This window comes from Streptococcus mitis, from assembly GCF_047459985.1.
Classification (GTDB): Bacteria; Bacillota; Bacilli; order Lactobacillales; family Streptococcaceae; genus Streptococcus; species Streptococcus mitis_DZ.
This window is the reverse complement of the sequence record NZ_JASHHD010000036.1, coordinates 1-1,518: the sequence shown is the minus strand read 5'-3', so window position 1 is coordinate 1,518 and position 1,518 is coordinate 1. Positions and strand designations below refer to the sequence as shown.

Annotated in this window: 1 protein-coding gene; it reads right to left on the bottom strand. The window is 41.8% G+C overall.

All coding sequences use genetic code 11. The features are described 5' to 3' along the window. Positions 1–231 precede the first annotated feature (231 nt). Positions 232–1,518 (bottom strand): MucBP domain-containing protein (locus tag QM959_RS09505; protein ID WP_414372860.1); only part of this gene is annotated, 1,287 nt, incomplete at its 5' end.

The window sequence follows — 1,518 nt, the reverse complement described above, 5'->3', positions numbered from 1 at the left end:
GATAGCGAATATCCCTTTTTATTTTGTTCTAAATCCGGTTTTTGGTTGGAATATCAGATGATAAGACAAAATATTTTTGAAAAGCAAAAAAGACAAACGCCAAAAATGACGTTTGTCTACATTCTGAGGGAACACACAGTTCCCTTTTTTCTATGACTCAAAACCGGCTCTGGTCGTCAATCGTGACTTGTTATTTTTAATAAAGTAACATTACTCACTTAAGAAAGATGACTATTTTTCGTCTTCTTTTTTACGACGTCCAAGTGCTGCCAATCCTACAAGTCCTGCAACTACTCCGAGTACAGTTGAGCCTGCAGATGTAGTTTCACCAGTATTTGGAAGTTGTCCTTTAGCTGATGTTGGATCTACTGGTTTACCTGGAGTTGGCTCTACAGACTTGTCTGGAGTTGGCTCTACAGGTTTGTCTGGAGTTGGCTCTACAGGCTTGTCTGGAGTTGGTTTTACAGGTTTGTCTGGAGTTGGTTCTACAGGTTTATCTGGAGTTGGCTCTACAGGCTTGTCTGGAGTTGGTTCTACAGGCTTGTCTGGAGTTGGTTCTACAGGTTTATCTGGAGTTGGCTCTACAGGCTTGTCTGGAGTTGGTTCTACAGGTTTATCTGGAGTTGGTTCTACAGGCTTGTCTGGAGTTGGTTCTACAGGCTTGTCTGGAGTTGGTTCTACAGGTTTGTCTGGAGTTGGCTCTACAGGCTTGTCTGGAGTTGGTTCTACAGGCTTGTCTGGAGTTGGTTCTACAGGTTTATCTGGAGTTGGTTCTACAGGCTTGTCTGGAGTTGGCTCTACAGGTTTGTCTGGAGTTTCTTTAAGTTTGTATACATATGTTACATTCTTATCACCTTCGATAACCTTACCTGTTGTTGGATCTGTTGACTTCAAATGACCTTGCTCATCTACTTCACCTACTGTGTAGTTACCAGCTGGGACCAATTCGTATGTCTTACCTTCGAATGTAATCTCTTGTGGACGGTTGTCTACAACTGTATCGTAGTCTTTGTCTACTGGTTGTTTGTCTTCGTCGGTTACATCAGACTTGATGGTCTTGCCTTCTGTATCAACGTAGTGTACATAAACGTTACCCTTCACTTCTTTATAGACGTAAGTGATGGTTGATTTTGGTTTGTCAACTTTACCTTTAACTGGATCAGATGATTCCAAGTGTCCATCTTCGTCAACTTTACCTACTGGGTAGTCACCTTTCGGTACGATCTTATAGGTCTTACCATCTGGTGTCTTGATAGTATTCGGTTTTTCACCTTCCTCAGTGGTGTTATATGGTGTGTCATATGGTGAGTTTGGTGTGTCTTGACGAGGTTTTTGAAGCTCTTTACCCTTCTCATCTACATAAGTGATGATGACTTCACCCTTCTTAGGCTCAGCTGGGGTTTCTTTAAGTTTGTATACATAAGTTACATTCTTATCGCCTTCGATAACCTTACCTGTTGTTGGGTCTGTTGACTTCAAGTGACCTTGATCATCTACTTCACCTACTGTGTAGTTACC